Origin of the sequence: Mycolicibacterium brisbanense, assembly GCF_001570425.1 — a bacterium.
GTDB lineage: Bacteria > Actinomycetota > Actinomycetes > Mycobacteriales > Mycobacteriaceae > Mycobacterium > Mycobacterium brisbanense.
Map to the genome: position 1 here is coordinate 28021 of NZ_BCSX01000050.1, position 18231 is coordinate 46251.

16 protein-coding genes are annotated in these 18231 nt (G+C 68.3%); 10 read left to right on the plus strand and 6 right to left on the minus strand.

The window, feature by feature from the left end:
* The first annotated feature begins 79 nt into the window (after positions 1 to 79).
* The 4 genes from RMCB_RS28425 (at position 80) to RMCB_RS28440 (ending at position 3236) form a co-directional block, all read left to right on the plus strand.
* Entirely contained in the window at positions 80 to 625 is a 546-nt protein-coding gene (locus RMCB_RS28425) for a hemophore (protein WP_029373227.1), read from the plus strand.
* Between the two features lie 139 nt (positions 626 to 764).
* Positions 765 to 1133, plus strand: a complete 369-nt coding sequence (locus RMCB_RS28430; RefSeq protein ID WP_029373228.1) for a heme-binding protein — start codon at positions 765 to 767, stop codon at positions 1131 to 1133.
* Positions 1134 to 1179: 46 nt separating this feature from the next.
* Complete coding sequence (locus RMCB_RS28435) at positions 1180 to 1878, plus strand: response regulator transcription factor (RefSeq protein ID WP_036425864.1); 699 nt, start codon at positions 1180 to 1182, stop codon at positions 1876 to 1878.
* Positions 1879 to 1892: 14 nt separating this feature from the next.
* Positions 1893 to 3236 (plus strand): HAMP domain-containing sensor histidine kinase, encoded by a 1344-nt coding sequence (locus tag RMCB_RS28440; protein WP_029373230.1) that lies wholly within the window; start codon positions 1893 to 1895, stop codon positions 3234 to 3236.
* Here the strand turns inward: RMCB_RS28440 and RMCB_RS28445 are convergent.
* The 3 genes from RMCB_RS28445 to RMCB_RS28455 are packed head-to-tail and all read right to left on the minus strand — an operon-like array spanning position 3224 to position 5926.
* Entirely contained in the window at positions 3224 to 3598 is a 375-nt protein-coding gene (locus RMCB_RS28445) for a DUF3054 domain-containing protein (RefSeq protein WP_062831419.1), read from the minus strand. The genes RMCB_RS28440 and RMCB_RS28445 overlap by 13 nt on opposite strands.
* Positions 3585 to 4796 (minus strand): M23 family metallopeptidase, encoded by a 1212-nt coding sequence (locus RMCB_RS28450; RefSeq protein WP_062831420.1) that lies wholly within the window; start codon positions 4794 to 4796, stop codon positions 3585 to 3587. The genes RMCB_RS28445 and RMCB_RS28450 overlap by 14 nt, the downstream gene beginning before the upstream one ends.
* An 8-nt stretch (positions 4797 to 4804) precedes the next feature.
* The gene (locus RMCB_RS28455; RefSeq protein ID WP_029373233.1) at positions 4805 to 5926 is read right to left on the minus strand and encodes a lysylphosphatidylglycerol synthase transmembrane domain-containing protein; all 1122 of its coding nucleotides are present in this window, start codon (positions 5924 to 5926) and stop codon (positions 4805 to 4807) included.
* A gap of 72 nt (positions 5927 to 5998) precedes the next feature.
* On the opposite strand from RMCB_RS28455, the gene RMCB_RS28460 reads away from it, so the two are divergent.
* Complete coding sequence (locus RMCB_RS28460) at positions 5999 to 7159, plus strand: AI-2E family transporter (RefSeq protein WP_029373234.1); 1161 nt, start codon at positions 5999 to 6001, stop codon at positions 7157 to 7159.
* On the opposite strand, the gene RMCB_RS28465 is transcribed toward RMCB_RS28460, so the two are convergent.
* From RMCB_RS28465 to trmB, 3 genes are all read right to left on the minus strand, one after another.
* A complete protein-coding gene (locus RMCB_RS28465; RefSeq protein ID WP_062831421.1) occupies positions 7156 to 10155 on the minus strand; it encodes a trehalose monomycolate exporter MmpL3 in 3000 nt (999 codons plus the stop codon). The two genes, RMCB_RS28460 and RMCB_RS28465, sit on opposite strands and share 4 nt — an antisense overlap.
* Positions 10156 to 10231: 76 nt before the next feature.
* Positions 10232 to 10933: an NYN domain-containing protein gene (locus RMCB_RS28470; RefSeq protein ID WP_201028361.1), complete on the minus strand. Its 702-nt coding sequence runs from the start codon at positions 10931 to 10933 to the stop codon at positions 10232 to 10234.
* Positions 10930 to 11733, minus strand: a complete 804-nt coding sequence (gene trmB, locus RMCB_RS28475) for a tRNA (guanosine(46)-N7)-methyltransferase TrmB (RefSeq protein WP_062831422.1) — start codon at positions 11731 to 11733, stop codon at positions 10930 to 10932. The genes RMCB_RS28470 and trmB overlap by 4 nt, the downstream gene beginning before the upstream one ends.
* A 204-nt stretch (positions 11734 to 11937) precedes the next feature.
* Here trmB and RMCB_RS28480 point away from each other — a divergent pair, with 204 nt between their 5' ends.
* The 5 genes from RMCB_RS28480 to RMCB_RS28495 all read left to right on the plus strand — a co-directional run bounded on the left by RMCB_RS28480 (position 11938) and on the right by RMCB_RS28495 (position 18198).
* Complete coding sequence (locus RMCB_RS28480; RefSeq protein ID WP_062831479.1) at positions 11938 to 12843, plus strand: P-loop NTPase family protein; 906 nt, start codon at positions 11938 to 11940, stop codon at positions 12841 to 12843.
* A complete protein-coding gene (locus tag RMCB_RS28485) occupies positions 12840 to 14294 on the plus strand; it encodes a hypothetical protein (RefSeq protein ID WP_062831423.1) in 1455 nt (484 codons plus the stop codon). The genes RMCB_RS28480 and RMCB_RS28485 overlap by 4 nt, the downstream gene beginning before the upstream one ends.
* A 149-nt stretch (positions 14295 to 14443) precedes the next feature.
* Positions 14444 to 16270, plus strand: a complete 1827-nt coding sequence (locus RMCB_RS28490; RefSeq protein ID WP_029373240.1) for a phosphoenolpyruvate carboxykinase (GTP) — start codon at positions 14444 to 14446, stop codon at positions 16268 to 16270.
* Between the two features lie 192 nt (positions 16271 to 16462).
* Positions 16463 to 16597, plus strand: a complete 135-nt coding sequence (locus RMCB_RS36870; RefSeq protein WP_264028890.1) for a hypothetical protein — start codon at positions 16463 to 16465, stop codon at positions 16595 to 16597.
* A gap of 356 nt (positions 16598 to 16953) precedes the next feature.
* Positions 16954 to 18198: a calcium:cation antiporter family protein gene (locus RMCB_RS28495; protein ID WP_062831424.1), complete on the plus strand. Its 1245-nt coding sequence runs from the start codon at positions 16954 to 16956 to the stop codon at positions 18196 to 18198.
* Positions 18199 to 18231: the final 33 nt, after the last annotated feature.

The window sequence follows — 18231 nt, forward strand, 5'->3', positions numbered from 1 at the left end:
GCGACATAGATGGCAAGATGGCCCCCGGCTGTGCATGCGTCGGGGGCTTCGCATGCCGCTGATCGTGAGGAGCCTGGCCATGAAGCCGATATCTGCTGGACTGCGCCGCGGCCTTGCGGGCGCGTTTGCGGTGTCCGCGGCGGGCGGCGTGGCCGCCACCCTGTTCCTGGGGCCGACCGCGACCGCCGGGACCGATCCGTGCGCGGCCAGCGAGGTCGCCAAGACCGTCGGCGGCGTCGCCACCAACATGGGCTCCTACCTCGACGCCCATCCGCAGACCAACCAGGCGCTGACCACCATCAGCCAGCAGCAGGCGGGCCCGCAGACCCTCGGCGCGGTCAAGGCCTACTTCGACGCCAACCCGCAGGTGGCCAAGGACATGCAGCAGCTGCAGTCGCCGCTGGTCAGCCTCGGTACCCGCTGCCGGTTGCCGGTCAGCCTGCCGCAGATGATGGGCCTGCTGCAGGGTGCTCAGCAGAGCGTGCCCGCAGGTGTGCCGTCGGCGCTGTCGTCGACCGCCTCGGCGGTGAGCACCGGACCGTTGCCCGGGCCCGCGGCCGGCCCCGGATTCAACCCGGGAACCCTGCCGGGCGTGACCACCGCGACGGGCACCACCACCCGCTAGCGCGCCGAACCGGAGTTCGGCAGGCCGAGAAGGCACTTCATTGGACACAAGGCGGGAAACTCGCACCGGATTCTGCTTAGCTTGCAGTGCCGGTACCCGCCCGGGGTTACGGCCTCCCATCCGATGAAGGAGCTTGACCATGTTGCTCTCGGCCCTGAACGCGCGGCGCGTCGTAGCCGGCGTGGCCGGCGCCGGCGCGGTTGCCGGCGCGATGCTGTTCGGCGCGATCCCGTCGGCCATGGCCGACGACCCGCCCAACTGCACTGCGGCTGACCTCGCCGGAGTGGCCTCGGGTGTGTCCGCCTCGACGTCCGCCTACCTGTTCACCCATCCGGACGTGAACGCGTTCTTCACCGGCCTCAAGGGCCTGCCCCGGGATCAGGTGCGCACCAAGGTGCACGACTACCTCGAGCAGAACCCGCAGACCAAGGCCGACCTGATCGGGATCCGCCAGCCCCTGGTCGATCTGAAGAATCGGTGCGGCGGCACGCCGCCTCAGACCCCGTAACCTGGTGCGGGTGGGAACATCCCCCGCGAACGGCGAAGGACCCGTCGTGCCTGAGGGTGCGAATCGCACGGTCCTGATGGTCGACGACGACCCGGACGTACGTACCTCGGTGGCCCGCGGCCTGCGGCACTCCGGGTTCGACGTCCGGGTCGCGGCCAGCGGTAAGGAAGCCCTGCGACTGCTGTCCAGCGAATCGCATGACGCCCTGGTGCTCGACGTTCAGATGCCGGAACTCGACGGCGTCGCGGTGGTGACGGCGCTACGTGCGCTGGGCAACGACATCCCGATCTGCGTGCTGTCCGCGCGCGACACCGTCAACGACCGCATCGCCGGCCTGGAGGCAGGCGCGGACGACTATCTCACCAAGCCGTTCGACCTGGGCGAACTCGTGGCGCGGTTGAACGCGCTGCTGCGCCGGTCCAGCCACACCGACCGGCAGTCGGACAGCATGACCGTGGGGCCGCTGACCATCGACACAGCGCGGCGGCTGGTGTTCGTCGGCGGCGAGCGGGTGGAGCTGACCAAACGGGAATTCGACCTGCTGGCCGTGCTGGCCGAGAACGCCGGTGTGGTGTTGTCCCGGCAGCGGCTGCTGGAACTGGTGTGGGGCTACGACTTCGACGTCGACACCAACGTCGCCGATGTGTTCGTGTCCTATCTGCGTCGCAAGCTCGAACGTGACGACATGCCCCGGGTGATCCACACCGTGCGCGGTATCGGTTACGTGCTGCGGGACGAGTCGTGAGGGCCCGGCGCTAGGTGCGGCTGTTCAGCCTGTTCCGGTCGACCTCGCTGCGTACCAGGGTGGCCATCGCGGCCGCGGTGGCGGCGTCCGCGGTGGTCGCCGGGTTCACGATCCTCACCTCGGTCGTGCTGGCCAACAACGACGCCGCGCAGCTCGACCGTCGGCTCGACTCCATCATCGACGCCAGCTTCAACCCCGATCAGTTCCAGGATCCGCGACGCGGCGTGCTGACCACCGGCCGGGCCAAGACCACCGGCGAGCTGGTGTTCCAGCGCGGGCCGCAGCTGCCCGCCCTGCCGCCCGGGACCGCGACGGTGGAGGTCAACGGCGCCGAATACCGCGTCCGCACCATCGTGCTGGACCAGGACGGCGGTCTGCTGATGTCCATCGGTATCCGCGCCGACAGCATCCTGCTGAGCGCCAACCGGATCCCGGTCTACATCATGGTCGGTGTCGTCACGGTGCTGATCGCCGGTGGGCTGGGCTGGTTGCTGGCCGAGCCGGCCGTGCGTCCGTTGCGCAAACTCACCGAGCACACCAGCAAGCTGGGCCGCGACACCGCGACCATGCCGGAGGTGCGCGGCGTCCGGGAGGCCGAGGACCTGTCCGAGGCGATGGCGGGCATGCTGACCCGGCTGGCTGCCGCGCAGCAGGCCACCACCAATTCCCTGCAGGCCGCCCAGGACTTCGCCGCCAACGCCGCCCATGAGCTGCGCACGCCGCTCACCGCGATGCGGGCCGATCTGGACACCCTGCGCATCCACGATCTACCCGAAGACGAGCGCGACGAAGTGGTGGCCGACCTGTCCCGAGCGCAGCGCCGGGTGGAGGCCATCATCACCGCGCTGGGTCAGCTCGCCTCCGGTCAGCTCGCCCAACAGGAAGACCGTGAACTCATCGACGTCACCGAGATGCTCTACCGGGTCGCGCGGGAGAACATGCGCGGCGGATCGGTCGAGGTCGAGGTGCGTGCCGACAGCAATGTGGGGTCGGTGCTGGGCTGGCCTGCCGGGCTCCGGCTCGCGGTGGACAACCTGGTGCGCAACGCCGTAACGCACGGTCAGGCCACCCGGATCGTGCTGGCCGCGCACCGCCGGCACCCGGTGCTGACCATCGTGGTCGACGACAACGGGCGCGGCCTGCCCGCCGAGGAACACGAGACCGTGCTCGGCAGGTTCCGCCGGGGCAGCACCGCGGGTGCGGGCGGTTCCGGTCTGGGGCTGGCGCTGGTGGTGCAGCAGGCCGAGCTGCACGGCGGGTCGATCCGGCTCTCGGACAGTCCGCTGGGCGGTCTACGGGCGACGCTGACGGTGTCCACGTCGCGTGAGCGCGTGACCGACGGCGGTCAGCCGGACTGAACGCGGCTGCGGCGGCGTAACCCGGCCAGCGCGGCGCGCCAGCCGAGCAGCAGCACCGCGGTCACCACTGACGCGACCACGATGAAACTGCCTGCCACTCCGGCCGAGGTGAGCTTGCGCAGCAGCATGCCGACCACGACGGTGCTGATCCAGACCGCAATACCGGTGGGCGCCAACGACGTCGGACGCTGCCAGCCGCGCGACACCAGCCAGCCCGCGAGGGTGCCCACCAGGAAAGGCCACGCGGTCTCAGCGACGCCGGCCACCGTGATGCCCTCGGCGTGACTGCGCCGGCCGATGGTGCAGAAGACAACTACGGCAACAAGATCCGCGAGCAGAGCAAGCAGGCTAGCCCGTCGCATACGTCATCACATCCAATACCAGTGGGCTGACCTCGGATTGGTCGCGGATGGCGAAACCGGGCTGCAGCGCGGCCGGCTTGCCGTCGAGCAGCGGTTGGAGCGAATCCTGCGACACCAGCCGAGAGTCCAGCCGGAACGACTTGAACACGAATGGTAACCCGTTGGATCCCAACGGATCAGGCCCGTCCATCACATGGAAGTGCAGATGCGGCGCATCGGAATTGCCCGAGTTGCCCAGCGCGGCGATGACCTGACCGGTCTTGAGCTCATCGCCCGGTTTGACCTTCAGGCTGCCCGGCTTGAGATGGGCGTAGAACGCGTAGTTGCCGTCGCCGATGTCCTGCACGATGTGGTTGCCGCCGTACTGCTGCAACGTCAGCCCCTTCGGGGTCACCCCCGGGACTTGTTCGGGCTGCCCGTCGAGGACGGCCACCACCTTGCCGTCGGCGACCGCGTGGATGTCGGCGCCGAAGTACGGGTAGCTCTCGACCTTGGCCACATCGCCGGTGAGGATGCGGTGTTGCGCATCGAGCTGGACGTAGTCGATGGCGAATCTCTCAGCGGCCCAAAGCTTTCCGTTGATCGGATTGAGGGCCATCCGATGCGCGGTCATATCGCAGCAACTGTTGACATCGGCCCAGTCGTCGCCGGTCAGCGGGGGGTTGATCGACGCCGGTTTACGGGTCTGCACCGAGGCGGGCGCGACGGTCTCGGTGAGTTCGGCGGGTATCAGCGGCGGCATCGGCTTGCTCACCGACACGCTGACGGCATGGTCGATGTGACCCGGCAGGTGCGCTGGGTCGTCGGCGATGACGTCGAGCCACACGTACGCGCTCTGGCCCGGCCCGAGCACGTTGGTGCCGGTGGTCGGGAACGCGACCAACCGGGTCCAGTACTTCAAGTTGTCTCCGGACAGCGTCAGCAGTTTGCGGTCGCCGTCCAGTGCGCTGACCGAGGTCAACGTGACGTCGGCGGGCATGGTGTTGGTCAGCATCAGCTCGTATGCCAGGTGCGTGCGCCCGTCGGTCATGGCCACGGGCACGGGATCGGCGAGCACCGAACCGACCACCGGGGTGGCGGCCGCGGGCGGGGTGGTCGACGTGGTCGTGGTGGCCTGCGGCACCTGCGCCGACGAACATGCGGTCAGTGCGGCGGCCAGCACACCGACCAGTGCGATGGCCACGGCGGAGTAACGCATGAGCGCTCCTAGCGGTCGGATTCCGGGTTGGCGGGTGCCGGCCCGGCCGATGTGGGGTCGGTGCACGCGGGCGGTGGCGCGTCGGCATCCGGATCGATGTCCTTCTCCGTGCGGAACATGAAGAAGAACACCACCCAGCCGATCGCGGAGATGAAGATCCAGCTCACCAACCGGTAGATCAGCATCGCGGAGATCGCCGAGGCCAACGTCATCCCGCTGGAGACCAGGCCGGGCACCAGCACCGCCTCGACCACCAGCAGGCCGCCAGGCATCAGTGGGATCGAGCCGACGGCGCGAGCCGCCGCATAGGCCACCACCACACCCGCCAGGGAGGGGCGCCCACCGGCCGCGTAGCAGGCGAACGCCAGGCACGCCACGTCGGCGATCCAGTTGAACAGCGACCAACTGAACGCGACGCTGAGGTCGCGTCGTCCCAGGCTGACCGATTCCAGCTGGCACAGGATCTCGCGCCATTTCCCGATCCCGGTGTCGGCCGGCTTGCCGCGCACCGAGTTGACCCAGGTGAGCACCCTGACGCCGATACCTTCGATCAGCTCGGGCCGAGTCGCCACAGCCTGGGCCAGCAGGATGATCGCAACGAAGCCCCCGAGCGAAAAGATAAGGGACAGTGGGTTTTTGCTCGCGCCGAGCATGAACGCGCCACCGAGGCCCAGCAGCGCCAGGCCCACCACCTGCAGCACACCCGACATCACCAGCTGCCAGGACGCGACCAGCGGCGAGGCGCCCCAGATGCGTTGCTGACGGTAGACGAAGGTGGCCGAGAGCACGGGCCCGCCCGGCATCGTGGTGGACAGCGCGTTACCTGCGTAGAACGCCGCCTCGGATCGCCACTGCTGCACCGGCACCCCGGCCGAACGCAGCAGCGTGCGCTGAATCTGGGCGAAGCTGTGCATCGACGCCATCGCGGCCACCACAGCGGCCAACACCCACCACGCGTTCGCCGTCAGGATGCTTTTCCACGCCTTGGCGAGCTGATCCCACACGAACGTCAATTCCACGGCCAACACGGTGACCGCGACGGCGAGAACCAGCCATCGCAGCCACCAGTACTTGCCGCGTGTGGATCGCGCCCGGCCGCGGGCAGTGAGCGCCGGCGCGTCGTGTGACACGCCCTAAGGGTAACCGCGCAGGTCGCGCCGTCATGACCACTGGTACGGGCGTGGCGCAGCTACGCTACGGGCATGCCATCGGATTCGGTTGCTGACGATGCCGTGACACCCCTTGTCCGCAAGGCCGCCGCCTGGTGCTGGCGGTTGCTGGTCATCCTCGCCGCCATCATCGCGGTGCTGTGGCTGATCAAACGACTCGAGGTGCTCGTGGTGCCGGTGGCGTTGGCCGCCATGGTGACCGCGTTGCTGCTGCCCGCCGTCGACTTCATGGACACCCGTGGCGTGCCCCGCGGTATCGCGGTGGCACTGGTGTTGCTGACCGGTATCGCCGTGGTCGGCGGCATCCTCACCTTCGTCGTCAGCCAGTTCGTCGAGGGCGCCCCCGCGCTGGTCGAGCAGATGACCCGCAGCATCGACGGTCTGCGGCACTGGCTGATCAACGGGCCGCCGCATCTGAGCAAGGAGCAGATCGACCAGGCGGGCAACACCGCGATCAACGCGCTGCGCAACAACCAGGAGAAGCTCACCACCGGCGCGTTGTCGACCGCCGGGACGCTGACCGAACTGCTCACCGGCGCCCTGCTGGCACTGTTCACGCTGATTTTCCTGCTGCAGGGCGGACGCAATATCTTCGGATTCGTCACCAAGGTGTTCCCCGTCAACGTGCGTGAGCGTGTCCGCGACGCCGGGCGGGCGGGCTTTCACTCACTGGTCGGCTACGTGCGCGCCACGTTCCTGGTGGCCCTGGTCGATGCCGTCGGTATCGGCACGGGCCTGGCGATCATGGGCATCCCGCTGGCCCTGCCGCTCGCGTCCCTGGTGTTCATGGGCGCGTTCATCCCGCTGGTCGGCGCGGTGATCGCCGGGTTCCTGGCCGTCGTGGTGGCGCTGTTGGCCAAGGGCTTCATCTACGCGTTGATCACGCTGGGCCTCATCATCGCGGTGCAGCAGCTGGAGGGCCATGTGCTGCAGCCGCTGGTGATGGGCCGGGCGGTGTCCATCCATCCCCTGGCCGTGGTGCTCGCCATCGCGGGCGGTGGCGTGCTGGCCGGGATCGTGGGCGCGCTGCTCGCGGTGCCCGCCGTCGCCGTGCTCAACAGCGCGATCCGGGTGCTGATCTCCCCGGACCCGGCCGCCGAGGAAGCCCGCCAGGAGGCCGAAGGGGAGGGCGTGATGATCGAAGCCACGCCCGACACCCCGCAACGCCGGCTGGCGCCGTCCGACAAGGACTAGAGCCGGCCCTCGCGGCGCAGCAGATCCTGCGCGCTCATGCCGCCGCCGCGCCGCTTGGGCTCGTCCTCGCGGGTGTTGAGCTTCTCGGTGGCCGGTTCCTGATCACGCTGACGCAGCGACGGCATCGCCGTGGTGGCGTCCGAACCGCCGTTGTCGGCGGGCCGTTGCGCGCTGAACGCCGTCGTCGGTGCGGCGTCGTCGCCGCCTGACTGTGGCATCGCCCGGGTGGGGTCGGCAGACGGCCGCATCGGCGGCGGGGGAGTGGGCTGAGCCGACGGCCCGCCACGCAGCGCACCGAGCCAGGACTCGATCTCCCGTTCCTCCCGCTGGGCCGGGGCAGGGGGCTTCGCAGAGCCCTCCACCGGCTGCTGAGGCAGCTGGGTGCGTTCCGTCGGGGCGTTGCCGTGACCCGTCGCCGTGTTGACCGCATTGGTCACCGCGTTGCGCACCGCATTGCGGGCCATCGCCAGTCGCGTCGTGGCAGGCTCGTCGGCTTGCGGCCGGGGCGGCTGCGGTGGCTGCGGCGGCTGCGGTGGCGGAGGCATCCGTGTCGTGCCCGCCGCCGACGGGGCGTTGGTGCGGGCCGGCGGCAGCTGCCGCGGATCGGCTGCGGGATGAGTGGGATCGTGCGGACGGGGCCGCGCCGGTGGCGGCGGGGCCCCGGCGCCGACCAGCGCACGTTCGTCGTCCGCGGGCTCGCGGACGGCCGGACGCTTACGTTCGTCGGGCAGCTCGGTCTCGCCGAGACCGATGCGCTGCTGGAGCCGCTTCATCCACAGCGGCGCCCACCAGCAATCGTCGCCGAGCAGCTTCATGATGGCCGGCACCAGGAACATCCGGATCACGGTGGCGTCCAACAGCAGCGCGATCAGCAGACCGAACGCCAGGTACTTCATCATCACCAGGTCGGAGAAGGCGAACGCGCCTGCCACGACGGCGAGGACCAGGGCCGCGCCGGTGATCAGGCGGCCCGTCGTCGCGGTACCGATCCGGATGGCCTCGGCGGTCGACATGCCGCGTTCGCGGGCCTCCACCATGCGGGACACCAGGAACACTTCGTAGTCGGTCGACAAGCCCCAGATCACCGCGATGATCAAGCCGATCATCGGCGCCATCAGCGGCTGTGGTGTGTAGTTCAGCAGACCCGACCCGTGCCCTTCGATGAACATCCAGGTCAAGATGCCCATGGTCGAACCGAGGGTCAGCGCGCTCATCAACGCGGCCTTGATCGGCAGCACCACCGATCCGAAGGCCAGGAACATCAGCACGGTCGTGGTGCTCACCAGGATGACCACCATCAGTGGCAGCCTGGAGAACAAGCTGTGGATCGAATCCTGCTCGAGGGCCGGCGTGCCACCCACGTACACCGTGATGCCGCGCGGCGGCTGCAGGGCTCGCAGATCACCGACCTTGGTGGCCGCATCGCCCCGATTCACCAGACCGTTCTGGATCACGCGGACCGACGGATCCTTGGACCCGCTGTCGTTGGCCGGGCGCTCCTTCCACATCGCATCCGGGTTGTTGTCCGGATCGGTGAAGCCGGAGACGGTCAGCGCTTTGGCGCGCATGTCGGCGATCTGGTTGTCGGTGATCGGCTGGCCGTCGTCGCGCTTCATCACGATGGTGAGCGGCTCGGTGCGGAAACCGGGGAAGAGCTTGTCGAACTCTTCCTGTGACTGGCGCACCGGGTTGTCCGGCGGCAGGTACTTCTCGCTGATACCGGCGAGTGCCAGGTGCCCGATGGGCAGGACCAGCAGCGTCATCAGGATCAGGATGGGTGCGGCGAACGCGATCGGCCGCTTCATCACCACGTTGACCAGCCGGCCCCAGAAGCCCCGTTCGACTTCTTCGCGGGTCTTGGTCTTCTGGGTCTTCTCGGCGAACCAGTCGATGATCCGGCGGGAGAACGGCCAGTTGGCCAGGAACGGCACGCGCAGCAGTGTGCGGACGCCGAGCGCGTCGACGTTGGCCCCGAGGATGCCCAGCGTCGCGGGCAGCACCGTGATCGAGAGGAACGCCGCGAGCATGACCGAGGCGATGATCGCGTAGGTGATCGACTTGAGGAAGCCGAGCGGGATCAGCAGCAGGGGCAGCGACGAAGCCACGATGATGACCGCGGAGAAGGCCACCGTGCGGCCCGAGGTCATCACCGATCTTCGTACCGCGGCTTCGGTGTCGTAGCCCTCGGCGAGTTCTTCTCGGAACCGGCTCACGATGAACAGGCCGTAGTCGATCGCGATACCGAAGCCCATCATCGTCACGACCGGCTGCGCGAAGAAGTGGACCGGGCCGAACTCTGCGGTGAACCGCAGGATGCCCAGCGCACCGCCGATGGTCAGACCGCCGATGATCGCGGGCAGGGCCGCCGCGACGGCGCCGCCGAACACGAAGAACAGCACCACGGCCACGAGCGGGACGATGGCCAGCTCGGCGCGCTTCTGGTCGGTGCCGATGGTTCCCGTCAGCTCGCTGGCCAGCGGGTTGAGCCCGGCCAGTTTGATGTCGCCGCCGTTGACCTTCTGCAGGTCGGGTGCGACGGCCTGGTAGTTCTTGAGGATCGCGTCGTCGTTGTCGCCCTTGAGCGGGACGCTGATGAAGGTGTGGCGCAGGTCCTGCGTCTTCATCTGGCTGACCGTCGGATCGGTCGTGTCGGGCGCCTTGAGCCAGCCCACCCAGCCGACGATCTGGTCCGGGTGGTCCTTGGTCACCTTGTCGAGCTCCCCGATGACCTTCTTCTGCCAGTCCTTGTCGGTGACCTTCTTGTCACCCGGCGGAGTCAGGATCGCCACGACGTGGCTGGTCCGGTCGCGGCCGTACACCTCGTCGCCCAGCAGCGACGCCGCCACGGACTGGCTGCCCTCGTCGTAGAAGCCGCTTTGCGTGACGTGCTTTCCCAGGTCGGCCCCGTAGATGCCGCCACCGAGGCAAAGCGCCACCATGACACCGATGACGATGTACCTGAACCGGTACACCGTTCGACCCCACCAGGCGAACACTTATGCTCCTAACTAGATCCGTGGAGACCCGCGCATCGAATTTCTCGGCGAAATTTCTTCAGGCCTTGTGCAGTTGTTACACGCGCGAGTTCAGCAGCGATGACAGCGGCCGGAACGGCTGCAGCCATGCCCCCTGCTCGGGCAGCGAGTCCAGGCCGATCCGTGGCAGCGGTTCCCGGAAAACACCAGGAATGTCCTCTAGATCGACAAACTCCAAGGTATCCGACGCTAGCGCCCAGCTTGCATGTTCGCGAAATCCGAGCACCTGCACCGGGGTGCCTTCGCGAGCAATGTCTTCCAGCGGCTGCCGGAACGCCTGCCCGTCGGCGGACGCGACAAGCACCGCGGCCAGCCCCTCGCGGCGGCGCAGCGCGATGTGGTCGAGCATGTCGCTGTCGACGTCGCTGTCGTCGTCAATCTTCGGTTTTGCGAAGACGGCGAACCCCACGTTACGCAAAGCCTCCACCCATGGGCGAACGACATCGGCGCTACCTGGGGCGATGTTGGTGAAGACGGTTGCTTCGGGCTCCAGCGATATGCCGGGTTCGGCCGCGGAGAGCTCAGCGGTGTAGCCCAGCAGCCAGCGGCCCAGCGCGTCGAAGCGGGGCCGGTGCGCGGCGGTCGGCCGGCCGCCCAGGATGGAGCCGAGGCCCATGTCGAGATTGGGTGCGTCCCACACCAGCAAAACCCGCCGGGTGGTGATGGTGGCGTCGGACTGTGACGCGTCTTGCACACTGTGCTCTTGCACACCGTCGTCGAGCTCGGGGAACACACTCATGGCCGCTTCTCCCAGATCAATTCGGTGATATCCGGACCGGCGAGGGCCTTTTGTTCGTATTTGGTGACGGGCCGCTGCACCGAGATGGGCAGCTCGTCGCTGTCGGAGACCCTGCGCAGCAGCGGCTCGGCGTCGCCGACCTCGGCCATGAATTCGGCGTAGCCGGCATGGTCGGTGGCGGCGTGCAGCACCCCGCCGGGACGCAGCCGGTCGGCGATCAGGGCGACTGTCGCGGGCTGCAGCAGCCTGCGCTTGTGGTGCCGCGACTTGGGCCACGGGTCAGGGAAGAAAACCCGAACCCCGGTCAGCGATTCATGGCCGATCATGTGTTCGAGCACGTCGACACCGTCGCCGCGGATCAGGCGGATGTTGTCGATGCCTGCCCGGTCGATGCCGCTGAGCAGCTGGGCCAAGCCCTTGCGGTAGACCTCGACGGCGATCACGTCGATATCGGGTTCGGCCTGTGCCATCGCCAGGGTCGAGGTTCCGGTGCCCGAGCCGATCTCCAGCACGAGCGGAGCGCTGCGGCCGAACCAGGCCGCGATGTCCAGGTCGACCACGGGTTGGCCGTCGTCGGTGCGGGCCTGCATGCCGAGGTCTGGCCAGCGGCGGTCCCAGGTGGCCTGTTGTCCGGTCGACAGCGTCGAACGCCGGGTGCGGAAGCTGGTCACGCGGGGCAGGCGGTGCGGCTGGTCGGTGTCGTCCGGTTGCGGTGCCGGCCCGCCGGCATCATCCGGCCCCGGAGCCGGCCCGCCGGCGACATCCAGCCAGGGCACGTGCATTTGTCCATGGTGTCTCATTGGCGCCGAAGTCCCCGCATCGTGGTAGAGATTGATACCCAACAGTTGCCTTGAACTGTCAGGGTCAAACGGCCGTTCGTGAGCCTGCCCGGGACATGCCACGATTTCCAGTGGGGACCGGATCGGGTCCGGATGTCGCAGGAAGGCCGCCACATTTTCGCAGATGAACTCGCGTGTTTCGCTGACCGTGCTGGTGGTTCACGGTTGGCGCAGATAAGCGCGCGGGTATCGGCCCCGGTGCGTATTGCGGTGCGGGGCCGCCCCGGCGTCGGTGCCGCGACCGTCGCCGACGCATTGGCGGCCGCGGGTGTGGTGGTGTCCGACGCCGGCCAGGTCGTGGTCCTGGTGATCGCCGAGGTGTGCAAGCCCGAGGACCTGGCGGTGTTGGCGGAGCTGCGCCGAGCCGGGACCCCGGTGTTGATCGTGTTCAACAAGGCCGACCTGGCCGGTTCGGGTCCCGGCGGTCCGATGGCCACCGCGCAGCGCCGGACCGCCGAGCTGCGTGCCTTGACCGGGTTCCCCGTGGTGCCCATGGTGGCGTTGTTGGCGGCGGTGACCCTGCCCGCCGAGTTGGTCTCGGCGCTGCGGACGCTTGCGGCGCAACCGGCGGTTCTGACCTCGGCCGACGCGTTCGTTGCCGGCGCGCACCCTGTGCCGCGCGCGGTGCGGGCCCAGCTGCTGGCCGCCCTCGACCGCTTCGGTGTCGCGCACGCCAGCCTGGCGCTGAGCCGCGGCGCCGACGCGGACGAGTTGCCCGGTCTGCTGCGCCGGCGCAGCGGCGTCGAGGACGTCCTCGCCGCGTTGCACGAGGTGTCCGCGCCGGTGCGTTATCAGCGGGTGCGCGGTGCACTGGCCGAGTTGCGGGCGCTGGGCGGTGACGAGGTCGGTCGTTTTTTGGCGGCCGACGACACCGTGGTCGCGGTGATGGCCGCGGCCGTCGATGTCGTGCAGGCGCATGGTCTGGTGGTCGATCCCGGTACGCATCCCGATGCGCATGTGCGGCGGGCCAGGCATTGGCGCAATTACGGTCGGGGACCTGTGGACGCGCTGCACCGCAGCTGCAGCGCGGACATCGTCCGCGGCTCGCTGCGGCTGTTGGGCGCCCGATGACCGATCCCGATCAGGATCCGGTCGCTGCGGCCGATGCCGTCGTCGCAGCGATCGATCCGGGACTGAACTCACCCGGCGTCGAACCCCGTGACGTCGTCCTGGTCACCGGGCCGTGGCTGGCCGGCGCCACCAGTGTGTTGGCGGCGCTGCGGGACCGCATGCCGCAGCAGCCGTTCGTCGAATCGACCGAGCTGGTGGCCGGTGAGGCGCCGGCGGCCGTCGTGTTCGTCGTTTCGGCAGCCGCACCGCTGACCGAATCCGATTGTGCCCTGGTCGATTTGGCGTCCACCTACACCGATCTGGTGATCGGCGTGGTGTCGAAGATCGACGCTCACCGCGGTTGGCGGGAGATCCGGGATGCCGACGCCGCGATCCTCTCGCAGCGATCCGCCCGGTATGCCCACATGCCGTGGGTTGGGGTGGCGGCGGCGCCGGACCTGGGCGAGCCGCAACTCGACGAGCTTGTCGAGCTGCTGACCGTTCGGCTGGCCGAACCCGAGGTGCGGCGGCGCAACCGGCTGCGGGCCTGGGAGGCCAGGCTGGATGCCGTGATCGGCAGATATGAGGCCGACGGCGCGGGAGCGGACCGCAAGGCCAGGGTGGAGGCGCTGCGCCAGCGTCGCGACGACATCGCGCGCAGTCGCAGGCTGGCCAGAACCGAACGCAGCATCGCGCTGCGCAGTCAGCTCCAGCAGGCCCGGGTGCAGCTGGGTTACTTCGCGCGCAATCGCTGCAATTCGGTGCGCACCGAATTGCAGGAAGACATCGCCGGGCTGAGCCGGCGGCGGATGGACGCGTTCGAGCAGTACGTGCACCGCCGTGCCGACGATGTGGTCGGTGAGGTCGACGACGGTGTCACCCAACATCTCGGCGACGTGGCGGCGGAGTTCGGTCTGACGGCCCCGGCGTCGGCCGGGCAACCGCCGCAGCCGGTCATCGAGTCGCCGTCGCTACGATCGCGCAGCACCGAGACCCGGCTGATGGCTGTGCTGGGTGTCGGCTTCGGTCTGGGTGTGGCGTTCGCGGTGAGCCGCATGCTGGTCGGGGCGGCGCCGCAGCTGGCCGTGGCCGGTCTGGTGGTCGGGGCCGTGGTGGGGCTGCTGTTGACCGTCTGGGTGGTCGGCGTCCGCGGGCTGCTGCGGGACCGTGCGGTGCTCGACCGCTGGGTCGCCGACACCACCGCATCGCTGCGGTCGACGCTCGAAGAATTCGTTGCCACCCGGGTGCTGGCCGCGGAGACGGCGTTGACCACCGAATCGGCCACGGTGGAGGAAACCGAAGCACAGACCACCGCCCGACAAATCGCCGAAATCGACGCCGAATTGCGCGAGCACGCCATCGCGACGGCACGGGCGGCCGCTCAGCGGGATCGCCGGATACCTCCCTTACAGCGGGCGCTCGACGCCGTCCGGGCCGATCTTTATGGCAGCTCAGGGGCTACTGCGGAGTAACCCGTCAACTGAATCGTTCTTGTGAGTAATCGGACATTGCAGTCGTCCACAATGGGTATGTCACCCGCGTTAACCTCATAGCCAAAGGACCCCCCGACCGCGTTATTTACGTGGTACGCGCTCCGAACAAACTCACGCAGGAGACTTTGATGCCCGCAGCGACCATTCCGGGTTTGGACACCGCACCGACCAAGCATGAGGGCCTACTGGCCTGGGTCCGTGAGGTGGCCGAACTGACGCAGCCCGACCGAGTGGCGTTCGCAGACGGGTCCGAGGAGGAGTTCAACCGACTCGCCGCCCACCTGGTCGAAGCCGGCACCTTCCAGAAGCTCAACGAGAAGAAGCTGCCCAACTCCTACCTCGCCTTGTCGGATCCCTCCGACGTGGCCCGCGTCGAGTCCCGGACCTTCATCTGTTCCGAGCGTGAGATCGACGCCGGGCCGACCAACAACTGGATGGACCCGGCCGAGATGCGCGGCATCATGACCGAGCTGTACCGGGGGTCGATGCGCGGCCGCACCATGTGGGTGGTGCCGTTCTGCATGGGCCCGCTGGATGCCGAGGATCCGAAGCTGGGTGTGGAGATCACCGACTCGGAGTACGTCGTCGTCTCCATGCGCACCATGACCCGGATGGGCCAGGCCGCGCTGGACAAGCTCGGCGACGACCGCTTCTTCGTCAAGGCGCTGCACTCGCTCGGCGCACCGCTGGAGCCCGGTCAGGACGATGTGCCGTGGCCGTGCAACGACACCAAATACATCACCCACTTCCCCGAGACGCGGGAGATCTGGAGCTACGGCTCGGGCTACGGCGGCAACGCGCTGCTGGGCAAGAAGTGCTACTCACTGCGCATCGCCTCGGCCATGGCCCACGACGAGGGCTGGCTCGCCGAGCACATGCTGATCCTCAAGCTGATCTCCCCGGAGAACAAGGCCTACTTCATCGCCGCGGCGTTCCCGTCGGCGTGCGGCAAGACCAACCTCGCGATGCTGCAGCCGACCATCCCTGGCTGGCGCGCCGAGACCGTCGGTGACGACATCGCGTGGATGCGGTTCGGCAAGGACGGCCGCCTCTACGCCGTCAACCCCGAGTTCGGCTTCTTCGGTGTCGCGCCCGGCACCAACTGGTCGTCGAACCCGAACGCGATGAAGACCATCGAGGCAGGCAACACCGTCTTCACCAACGTCGCCAAGACCGACGACAACGAGGTCTGGTGGGAGGGTCTGGAAGGCGATCCCGATCACCTCATCGACTGGAAGGGCCACGACTGGTACCGCGAGTCGGAGGAAAAGGCGGCGCACCCGAACTCGCGTTACTGCACCCCGATCTCGCAGTGCCCGACGCTTGCGCCGGAATGGGACGACCCGCAGGGCGTGCCGATCTCGGCCATCCTGTTCGGCGGGCGCCGTAAGACCACGGTGCCCCTGATCACGCAGGCCCGCGACTGGCAGCACGGTGTGTTCATCGGCGCCACGCTGGGCTCCGAGCAGACCGCCGCCGCTGAGGGCAAGGTCGGCACGGTACGCCGCGACCCCATGGCCATGCTGCCGTTCCTGGGCTACAACGTCGGCGACTACTTCCAGCACTGGATCAACATCGGCAAGAACGCCGACGAGTCGAAGATGCCCGCCGTGTTCTTCGTCAACTGGTTCCGCCGTGGCGAGGACGGCCGCTTCCTGTGGCCGGGCTTTGGCGAGAACAGCCGCGTGCTCAAGTGGGCCATCGAGCGCATCGAGCACCAGGCAGACGGCAAGAGCACCCCGATCGGCATCGTGCCGACAGCCTCCGACCTGGACCTGAGCGGCCTTGACGTGGACCCCGCCGACGTCGATGAGGCGCTGGCCGTCAATCCCGAGGAGTGGCGGGCCGAACTGCCGCAGATCGAGGAGTGGTTCGAGTTCGTGGGCGAGAAGCTGCCGACCGGGCTCAAGGACGAGTTCGACGCGCTCAAGCACCGTCTCGCCGAGGACGCCTAGGCCCAGCGGGCCACCTAGGCACCTAGCACCGCGAGCGTGCGTGTCTGCCCGTAGACACGCCGCAATATCTCAGCATTTCGCGCACCCTCGTGACCTCACGAGGGTGCGCGTTTGCATTGCCGGGCCCGCCGTCACGTGCGTAACGCAGTGGCGGCTTTCCGGCCGAATCCCCGCCCTGGCGTTACGCGCGCGGTGGCCGCGCCGGCAACCGCTGAAGCGTCCGGCAGCTTCCTCGTCAGCCCGCATCTCCCGGCGCGGCTGCGCGCGTCGCGGGCCACCCCTGTCGTCGGCCCGGTGCAGCTGTTGCGCCACGTCGGCGCCGGTTGAGTCCCAGGATCCACACATCAGGATTGCCACACTCGATAGTTTGGCCGCACGAAAACTATTCTTCAGGATTCTGACCAGCAAATTTGCGATGCCAGGACGCGAATATTCATAGATGCGCTACGTTGCTGGGTCGGTGGGCAAAGGGTAGCCTTCCTCGCAGCGAAGGGGAGTAGTTCCTGACCGTCGGCCTGGCCGGCGCGATGCGGATGGTCGACATGCTGGCGGCGAAGTCGCCCGGTCATCCACTGGAAGCGATATCCGGCGAGCGAGACCTTCGGCCGACATGACCGTGTCGGTCCGAGGTTTCGTCGTGCCGTCGATGAGGCCACGGGCCGCCCGAAGACTAAGGACTTCACGTGACCCGCACGCACGGACGAACCCTCGCCCGGTCGCTGATCACCACAGCCCTGTTCATCGCGCCTGCCCTGGTCGTCAGGATCGTCGGGCTGCATCCCAACCCCGTCGTCGCTCTCGTGATCTACGGCGCGGCCGTGGTCGCCGCGAGCTTCCTGCTGGCATGGGCAGCCGAGGCCGCGCAGATCGACGTCTCCGGAGGCCTGGCCATCGCGGTGCTGGCGCTCATCGCCGTGCTGCCCGAGTACGCCGTGGACCTCTATTACGCCTACACCGCAGGCCACAACCCGGACTATGTGCAGTTCGCCGCCGCCAACATGACGGGGTCCAACCGGCTGCTGATGGGTGTCGGCTGGCCGGTCGTGGTCTTGGTGGGCCTGTGGGTGGCTCGCAAGATGTCGGGTCGAAAGGCCGGATCGATGGCGCTCGATCCGGGTAACCGCGTCGAGTTGGGATTCCTGCTGATCGCCGGTGTCGTCGCCTTCGTGATCCCGGTGACCGGGCAGATCCACCTCGTCCTCGGCGTCGCGCTGCTGGCCTGGTTCGGCTTCTACCTCTACAAGATGAGCCGCGGCGAGGTCGAGGAGCCGGATCTCATCGGCACCGCGGCCGCGCTCGGCGCGCTGTCGGTGCGGGCTCGCCGCTCGAGCGTTATGGCGCTGTTCGTCATCGCGGGCGGCGTGATCCTGATGTGCGCGGAACCGTTCGCCGAGAGCCTGATCGGCGCGGGCACCCAGCTCGGCATCGACCAGTTCCTGCTGGTCCAGTGGCTCGCGCCGCTGGCCTCGGAGGCCCCCGAGTTCATCATCGCGATCATCTTCGCCAGCCGCGGCAACGGCACCGCGGCCATCGCCACCCTGATCTCGTCGAAGGTCAACCAGTGGACGTTGCTGATGGGCTCGCTGCCCATCGCCTACATCGCCGGCGGGGGCGGCACCGCGCTGGTGCTCGACGGGCGGCAGGTGGAAGAGGTCCTGCTGACGGCCACCCAGACGATGATGGGTATCGCACTGATCCTGGCGCTGCGGTTCCACCGCTACACCGCGCTGGCGCTGCTTGCACTGTTCGTCGTGCAATTCCCGATCACCTCGACCGACGGCCGGCTGGTGCTGTGCGGCGTGTACGCGGTACTGGCGCTGATCGGGTTCGTGGTCAATCGTCGCCATGTGGCGGTCACGCTGCGCGCGCCGTTCCGCTCGGCCGAGGTCGCCGACGACACAGCTGACGAGCCGGCGCTGGCGCGATAGCGACAACCGGCACCACTTGACACCTGTCAAGTG

What these genes read in the sequence shown, in the direction of transcription:
- RMCB_RS28425 (WP_029373227.1), top strand. Translation starts at nt 80, where the DNA reads ATGAAGCCGATATCTGCTGGACTGCGCCGCGGCCTTGCGGGCGCGTTT.
- RMCB_RS28430 (WP_029373228.1), top strand. Translation starts at nt 765, where the DNA reads ATGTTGCTCTCGGCCCTGAACGCGCGGCGCGTCGTAGCCGGCGTGGCC.
- RMCB_RS28445 (WP_062831419.1), bottom strand. Translation starts at nt 3,598, where the DNA reads ATGCGACGGGCTAGCCTGCTTGCTCTGCTCGCGGATCTTGTTGCCGTA.
- RMCB_RS28450 (WP_062831420.1), bottom strand. Translation starts at nt 4,796, where the DNA reads ATGCGTTACTCCGCCGTGGCCATCGCACTGGTCGGTGTGCTGGCCGCC.
- RMCB_RS28460 (WP_029373234.1), top strand. Translation starts at nt 5,999, where the DNA reads ATGCCATCGGATTCGGTTGCTGACGATGCCGTGACACCCCTTGTCCGC.
- RMCB_RS28470 (WP_201028361.1), bottom strand. Translation starts at nt 10,933, where the DNA reads ATGAGTGTGTTCCCCGAGCTCGACGACGGTGTGCAAGAGCACAGTGTG.
- trmB (WP_062831422.1), bottom strand. Translation starts at nt 11,733, where the DNA reads ATGAGACACCATGGACAAATGCACGTGCCCTGGCTGGATGTCGCCGGC.
- RMCB_RS28485 (WP_062831423.1), top strand. Translation starts at nt 12,840, where the DNA reads ATGACCGATCCCGATCAGGATCCGGTCGCTGCGGCCGATGCCGTCGTC.
- RMCB_RS28490 (WP_029373240.1), top strand. Translation starts at nt 14,444, where the DNA reads ATGCCCGCAGCGACCATTCCGGGTTTGGACACCGCACCGACCAAGCAT.